The organism is Bifidobacteriaceae bacterium, from assembly GCA_031281585.1.
GTDB lineage: Bacteria > Actinomycetota > Actinomycetes > Actinomycetales > WQXJ01 > JAIRTF01.
Genome location: JAITFE010000112.1, coordinates 1 through 6815, shown reverse-complemented (window position 1 = coordinate 6815; position 6815 = coordinate 1). Strand labels below are relative to the sequence as shown.

Annotated in this window: 9 protein-coding genes; 6 read left to right on the top strand and 3 right to left on the bottom strand. The window is 68.2% G+C overall.

Annotation, left to right across the window (positions count from 1 at the left end):
* Position 1: 1 nt before the first annotated feature.
* Entirely contained in the window at positions 2-103 is a 102-nt protein-coding gene (locus tag LBC97_12370) for an exodeoxyribonuclease VII small subunit (protein ID MDR2566820.1), read from the top strand.
* Between the two features lie 89 nt (positions 104-192).
* On the opposite strand, the gene LBC97_12365 is transcribed toward LBC97_12370, so the two are convergent.
* Positions 193-1581, bottom strand: coding sequence for a class II fumarate hydratase (locus LBC97_12365; GenBank protein ID MDR2566819.1), 1389 nt, complete (start codon positions 1579-1581; stop codon positions 193-195).
* Positions 1582-1826: 245 nt separating this feature from the next.
* Between LBC97_12365 and LBC97_12360 the strand changes: the two genes are divergently transcribed.
* The 3 genes from LBC97_12360 (at position 1827) to LBC97_12350 (ending at position 3801) form a co-directional block, all read left to right on the top strand.
* Positions 1827-2126 carry a type II toxin-antitoxin system RelB/DinJ family antitoxin gene (locus LBC97_12360; GenBank protein ID MDR2566818.1) on the top strand — a complete coding sequence of 100 codons (300 nt, stop codon included), beginning with the start codon at positions 1827-1829 and terminating at the stop codon, positions 2124-2126.
* Positions 2119-2598 (top strand): PIN domain-containing protein, encoded by a 480-nt coding sequence (locus LBC97_12355; protein ID MDR2566817.1) that lies wholly within the window; start codon positions 2119-2121, stop codon positions 2596-2598. Before LBC97_12360 ends, LBC97_12355 begins: the two co-directional genes overlap by 8 nt.
* Positions 2599-2889: 291 nt before the next feature.
* Positions 2890-3801, top strand: a complete 912-nt coding sequence (locus LBC97_12350; protein MDR2566816.1) for a DsbA family protein — start codon at positions 2890-2892, stop codon at positions 3799-3801.
* 67 nt (positions 3802-3868) lie between these two features.
* On the opposite strand, the gene LBC97_12345 is transcribed toward LBC97_12350, so the two are convergent.
* Positions 3869-4630 carry an isoprenyl transferase gene (locus LBC97_12345; protein MDR2566815.1) on the bottom strand — a complete coding sequence of 254 codons (762 nt, stop codon included), beginning with the start codon at positions 4628-4630 and terminating at the stop codon, positions 3869-3871.
* A gap of 203 nt (positions 4631-4833) precedes the next feature.
* On the opposite strand from LBC97_12345, the gene LBC97_12340 reads away from it, so the two are divergent.
* Complete coding sequence (locus tag LBC97_12340; GenBank protein ID MDR2566814.1) at positions 4834-5514, top strand: hemolysin III family protein; 681 nt, start codon at positions 4834-4836, stop codon at positions 5512-5514.
* A gap of 22 nt (positions 5515-5536) precedes the next feature.
* On the opposite strand, the gene mca is transcribed toward LBC97_12340, so the two are convergent.
* Positions 5537-6406 carry a mycothiol conjugate amidase Mca gene (gene mca, locus LBC97_12335; protein ID MDR2566813.1) on the bottom strand — a complete coding sequence of 290 codons (870 nt, stop codon included), beginning with the start codon at positions 6404-6406 and terminating at the stop codon, positions 5537-5539.
* A gap of 190 nt (positions 6407-6596) precedes the next feature.
* Here mca and LBC97_12330 point away from each other — a divergent pair, with 190 nt between their 5' ends.
* On the top strand, positions 6597-6764 hold the full coding sequence (locus tag LBC97_12330; GenBank protein MDR2566812.1) for a DUF5679 domain-containing protein: 168 nt from the start codon (positions 6597-6599) through the stop codon (positions 6762-6764).
* Positions 6765-6815 lie beyond the last annotated feature (51 nt).

The window sequence follows — 6815 nt, the reverse complement described above, 5'->3', positions numbered from 1 at the left end:
CATGGCGCTGTGGGAGCGGGGTGAGGCGCTGGCGGACCGCTGCCAGGAATGGCTGGACGCGGCCCGCGCCCGTCTGGCGGCCCGCGCCAATCCCCCCGACTAAAAATGGGGACGGTACCCTTTTCCAGCTCGAGAGAAATGGGGACGGTACCTTTTTCCGGCTCTGCCGGAAAAAGGTACCGTCCCCATTTCTCATGCGGGGTGGGTCATCGACATCACATTTAGCGCGGCGTCCAGTTGGGCTTCGGTGATCTTTCCCTGGGCCACCAGGCCCAGGTCCAAGACGGCCTGGCGAACCGTGGTCTCATGCGCCACGGAGTACTTGGCGACCTTCGCCGCCTCCTCGTAGCCAATGATCCGGTTGAGCGGCGTGACAATCGAGGGCGAGGATTCGGCCAGCTCCAGGCAGTGCACCTCGTCAGCGGTGACGCCGTCCACAACCTTCGTGGCGAGGAGCCGGCTGACCGCCGCCAGCAGCCGAATCGACTCCAACAGCGCCGACCCGATCAAAGGGATCTGGACGTTCAACTCGAAGAAGCCGGAAGCCCCGCCCCAGGTGATCGCCGAGTCGTTCCCAATCACCCTGGAGCAGACCTGCAGCGTGGCCTCTGGAATAACGGGGTTGACCTTGCCCGGCATGATCGAGGAGCCGGGCTGGAGGTCCGGTAGGTGGATCTCGCCCAGCCCGGCGCGGGGCCCGGAACTCATCCAGCGCAGGTCGTTGCAGATCTTGATCAGCGACACGGCCACGGTCTTGAGCTGGCCGGACAACTCGACCAACGCGTCCCGGGCGGATTGCGCCTCGAAGTGGTTGCGGGCCTCGACAATCGGCAAGCCGGTGTCCTCCGCCAGCAGTTCGACCACCCGCTGCGGGAAACCCTGGGGTGTGTTGATGCCCGTCCCCACGGCGGTGCCGCCCAAGGGTACTTCCGCCACCCGGCCGAGCGCCGATTGGACCCGCTCCGCGCCGTACCGGACGGCCGCCTCGTAGCCCGAGAACTCCTGCCCCAGAGTCACCGGCGTCGCGTCCATCAGGTGTGTTCGCCCCGCTTTGACCACATCCGCGAACTCGGCGGCTTTGCCCGCCAGAGCTTCCGCCAGCAGGTCCAAGGCCGGGACCAGGTTGCGCGCCGCCGCCTCCGTCGCCGCGACATGCACCGAGGTCGGGAACACGTCGTTGGAGGACTGCGAGGCGTTGACGTGGTCGTTCGGGTGCACCGGCTGCCCCAGGCGCCCCGTCGCCAGGCGGGCCAACACCTCGTTCATGTTCATGTTCGAGGACGTTCCGGAGCCGGTCTGATACACGTCGACCGGGAACTGGTCGTCGTAATGCCCGGCGATCACCTGTTCGGCGGCCCACTTGATCGCGTCCGCCCGCGGCCGGTCCAGGATGCGCAACTCCGCGTTGGCCTGCGCCGCCGCCTTCTTGATCCGCGCCAGAGCCCGGATCTGGGCGGGCTCGAGCCTCTGCCCCGAAATGGGGAAGTTCTGGACCGCGCGGGCGGTCTGCGCGCCGTAGAGCGCGTCGGCCGGAACCAGCACCTCGCCCATGGTGTCGCGTTCGGTTCTGTATTCAGTCATGTCCCCACCGTCGCACGCCCAGCCCGCCCGCGCCGCCAAGGCCGCCGGAGTGTCCTGCGATGGCCACGTCCGCCGGCCAACAAGCGCACGATGCCGTCCCGCCCGCCACCAGCGCACAGCCCATCGGCGCGGCTGGCGTTTGGCCGCCGCCGTGCTTCTGCGGCGCTTCCCGACTCGGGCGTCCGGCGCGGCTGCGGACGCCGTGATAGGATCGGGTTTTACAGCACGTAAGACGGAGGGGTAGAATGGGGATGCCGCTGGTCAACGGACGGGTTGACGCGACTGTCAAGAGGCGCGCCGAGCAAGTGCTGGCGGCCCGCTCGGTGACCGCCTCGGAGGCTATTCGAGCGTTGTACCAGCACATCGCCGACACCCGCGAACTGCCGGACTTCATCAGGCCGGACGCCGGGGCGGAGGGCGCCGCGCGGGAGCGCAAATTGGCGGTCTTGCGGTCCGTGGCCGGAATCTCGCACTCAGAGCTGATCGCCAAGGACTCGGACGCGGAACGGGTCCTGGGCGAAGAGATCGCGCGGCGCCATGCCTAGCGGCGGGGACGCGCCGCCGGCCGGGCCGGTCCCCCGTGTGGTGTTGGACACCAATGTGGCCCTCGACTTCCTGGACAGCGCCCGGGCCGCCCACCAGGCCGCCATGGACCTTGTCACGGCCCTGATCCGGGCGGGCGCCTGGGTCGGCCTGGCCGCCACCTCCCTCAAGGACGTGTATTACCTGATCACCCGAGCCGCAGGAGAGCCTGCGGCGCGCCGGGCGGTGACCGCCTTCACCCAGACGCTGGACATATTGCCCGTGGACGCGCATGTCTGCGCGCAGGCGCTCGACTCCGGCGAGCCGGACTTTGAGGACGGCCTGATCCGCGCGTGCGCGGAGGCCGCCAACGCGGACTGGATTGTGACCAGGGACGCGGCCGCGTTCGCCAATTCGGCGGTTCCAAAGACGGACGCGGCAACCCTACTCCGCGCCCTTGGCCCGGGCCCGGGCGGCGAAGCGCAAAGCCGCTGAACCGAAAAGACGGCCTCCGGCGTGGCCCGCGCCGCAATTTGGCCGCCGCCTGCCGCCTGATCCCGACCGGCCGCAGCCCGACCAGCATGTTCCGCCGCGCCGCAATTTGGCCGCCGCCCGGCCCCGGAACCCGACCGGCCGCAGCCCGACCAGCATGTTCCGCCGCGCTGCCAATTGGCCGCCGCCCGGCACGGGGCCCCTTCACGGCGGCGGCCGCGGGGCCCCTCGCAGCCGGATCGGGCGGGGCTGCCGGATCGGGTGGGGCGGCGGCCCTCGGATAGGGTTGACCGCATGGCTGACGCAGGCGGAAACCCGACTTATCTCCAGGAACCAGGCCACACTGGCAAGAGCGGCTTTGTGCCCTGGTATCAGCAAGCCGGCGCCTGGGTCGTGATCTGCGCCCTGACTTTCGCCTTCGCGATCGCGCTGGTAATCCTTGTCAGGACGGGCGGTGGCGGGACGGCATCGGGGGCGGAAAGCTCCCCGCCGCCCGCGTCCGCGAGAAGCGAGGTAGCGCCAACGCCGGACGTGGAAGGCGACTTCGCGCCGGTGCCGGCGGTGGCCTGCCCCGAGGGGGGCGAAACGCCGACCGCAGAGGCTGGCCAGCCTGCGGGCGCCACGGAATTGGGCGGGATAGCCCTTGGCTGCGACGGCGTTCCTGGCGGGCCGGTGGCGGACCAGACCAAGATCGCGGTCCAGGTGATGTCGGACTACATCTGCCCCTATTGCCAGAAATTCGAGCAGGAAATCGGGCCGCAATTGGAGCAGGCCATGCGGGCAGGCCAGGTCAAGCTGACCGTCTACCCGATGGGCTACCTGGACGCGTACTCGACCTCCGAGTACTCCTCCCGCGCCGCCCGCGCGGCCGTGGCCGTGGCGGCCCTGGACCCGGCCCACTACTGGGCGTTCGACAAGCTTCTCTGGGAGAACCAACCCGCCGAAGGCGGCGAGGGCTTGAGCGACGAGGACATCGCGGCCCTGGCGCGGCAGGCCGAGGTCGCCGACCAGGCGATCGCCCAGTTCACCGGTGGCGCCTACAACAACTGGGTGGCGAACACGACCCAGGTAGTCACCGGCTCGGAGGGTTTCCAGGGCACGCCCTGGGTGTTGATCGGCGACGGCGCCAACCTTTACCCGTGGAATTGGTCCAGCGGCGACCTCCAGACCGCGATAGCCAAGGTGGCGGCCGGCCAGCAGCCGTAGAAACCCGAAACGGGGACGGTACCTATTTCCGGCGAGCCGGAAATAGGTACCGTCCCCGTTTTTCCCGTCAGCGGCCCAGGCGGCGCTCGCGGACGGCGTAGGAGCGCAAAGCGCGCAGGAAGTCGACCTTGCGGAACGCGGGCCAATAGGCCTCGCAGAAGTAGTACTCGGCGTGGACCGACTGCCACAGCAGGAAACCAGACAGGCGCTGCTCCCCCGAGGTGCGTATGACCAAGTCTGGGTCCGGTTGGCCCCGGGTGTACAGGTGCTCGGCGATGTGCTCCACGTCGATCGTCTCCGCCAACTGGTGAATCGACATCCCGGCGCGGGCCTTTTCCTCCAAAAGCGAGCGCACGGCATCGGCGATCTCGCGGCGGCCGCCGTAGCCGATCGCGACATTGACGTGCAAACCGTCGACCTCGGCCGTGCGGGCCTGGGCCTGGTGAAGGCGTTCAGCGGTTTTGTACGGGAGCAAATCGAGCGCGCCGACCACCTGGACGCGCCAGCGGCCGGTCCGCGCGAGCGCTTCGATCGACTGCTCGATGATGCTGACGAGTTGCCCCAACTCCTCCGGCGGCCGCGCCAAATTGTCGGTCGACAGCATCCACAACGTCACCAACTCGACCCCGACCTCTTCCGACCAGGTCAGCAGTTCCGCGATCTTGTCGGCCCCCGCCTGGTGGCCCGTCGCGGTCGAGGTTCCGGTCTCTTTGGCCCAGCGCCGGTTCCCGTCCAGGATCACGCCGACGTGCCTGGGCAGGTCTTCGCGCCGCAGGCCCTTGAGCAGACGCCACTCGTACAGCCGGTACAGCGGTCGAGGCAGAGACATCGCGTCAACTCTAGCCCCGCCTCCGGCCGGCGGCTTGGTTTATGGCTGCGGGGATTCGGCCACTCCGGCGGCGCCGTCTGGTTCCCACCTGCGCAAACTCGCTCGCCGTTGGCGGCGGCAATGTGAACGTTTGGGCCAAGTCTGCACTGATTGTGCACATCTCGGCAGCGGTCCCGCAAAGAACCTACGGTACCGTAAGTTGAGTGACGACCGCTCAGGACAATGAACTCCGCACCGCCCAACTAGCCGCATCCGAAGTCAAACCCAAGTTGCGTGGCTGGATTCACGCCGCCATGTTCCCGCTCACCGTTGCCGCGGGGATCTTGCTGATTGTGCTCGCGCACGGGCCGGCGGCGACGGTTGGGTCGGCGGTGTTCGTCGGCACCGCGGTCATGCTGTTCGGCACGTCCGCGACCTATCATCTGGGCAACTGGGGGCCGGGCTGGTCGGCCGCTCTGCGGCGGCTGGACCATTCGAACATCGCCCTGATCATTGCCGGCACCTACACTCCGTTGAGCCTGCTGCTGCTGCCCGCCAAGACGGCGGTCATGCTCCTTTGCGTGGTCTGGGGCGGCGCCTTGGCCACCATCCTGGTCCGGGTGGCGTGGCTCAACGCGCCGCGCTGGAGCTACGTCCCGATCTACATTGCGCTGGGCTGGATCGCGTTGTGGTTCATGCCGCAGTTTTGGCGGGCGGGGCACGCGTTTGTCTGGCTGCTGCTGGCGGGCGGCGTGGCGTACACCGCCGGGGCGGTGATCTACGGACTGAGGAAACCGAATCCCTCCCCCAGATACTTCGGCTTCCACGAGATTTTTCACGCGTTCACGGTGGTGGGATTCTCCTGCCACTTCGCCGCCGTGTGGATCGCGGCGACCCGCGCCTGACTAGCGCCTGGCCCGCCCCGGCCTACCTCAACCCGGCGAACAGATCAGATTCCGGCAGGTCAACCGGCACGCTGGAGGACGCCAACTCGAAGTCTTCATGCGGCCAGACCTCGCGTTCGACTTCGCGGGGGACAACAAAGAACCACCCGTCCGGGTCGACCTGCGAGGCGTGGGCGCGCAGCGCCGCGTCCCGGACCGGGAAGAAGTCCGCCACCGGCACTTGCGTGGTGATCCGCTGCTCGCGAACCTGGTGTTCGCGCCGGCGCCGCAGCCACTCGTCATAGGGCGACTCCAGCCCGCGCTCTTTCAGCGCCTTGTCCAAGGCCACCGCTCTGTGGATGGAGATGCCCTGGTCGTAGTAGATCTTCGGGACTCGGTGGGCCAGCCCCAGCTCGGGGTGGGAGGCCGGGTCGGCCGCGATCTTAAGCGCCGCCATGGTGACTTTGTGCGTGTGGACGTGGTCCGGATGGGGGTAGCCGCCGGACGGATCGTAGGTCGTCAGAACCTGCGGCCGGATCTCCCGGATGAGGGCGACCAACGGCAAGGCCGCCTCTGCGGGTTCGATCGTGGCGAAGGAGCCAGGCGGCAGGGGCTCCGCCGAATCGCTTTCCCGGTACCCGGAGTCCACGAAGCCGAGGAACTGCTGTTCCACGCCGAGGATGCGGGCGGCATCGGCCATTTCTTGGCGGCGACGGCCCGGCAGGTCTCGCTGCAACTCCCGGTCGTCCTTGAGCTTGGGGTTCAACACGTCGCCGCGCTCCCCGCCGGTGAAGGTGGCCACCATGACGCGGACGCCGTCCGCGGCGTATTTCGCCATGGTCGCGCCGCCCTTCGAGGATTCGTCGTCGGGGTGGGCGTGGACGGCGATCATGGCGAGGCCGGAATCATTCACGCGCACACTTTGCCCCATCTTGGACCTCAAGTCCACTCCGGTGAAGGCCTCCGGGCCGCCTTGGACGTGGGGCCCGCCGCACGGGCGGCGGCGCCGGGGCCCGCCAGCCTGCCTCGGCAGGGTCGGGGGACCTGTAGTATCGGTGCGAAAGCCAGCGCGCCCGCCAAATGGTGGGTGCCTTTTTTTGTGAATGGAGAAGCAAGTGTCGGATACCTATACGGGTGAGTTTTACTGCGTGAAGTGCAAGGCGAAGCGCGAAGCCACAGGCAATGTCGAGGTCACCAACGACCGTCGCATGGCCAAGGGCGTTTGCCCAACTTGCGGCACCAGGGTCAACCGCATCCTCGGCAAGGCGTGACGCCAGGATCTTTCCCCCAAGGGGCCGCGCCGGGTGGCGCGGCCCCTTTTT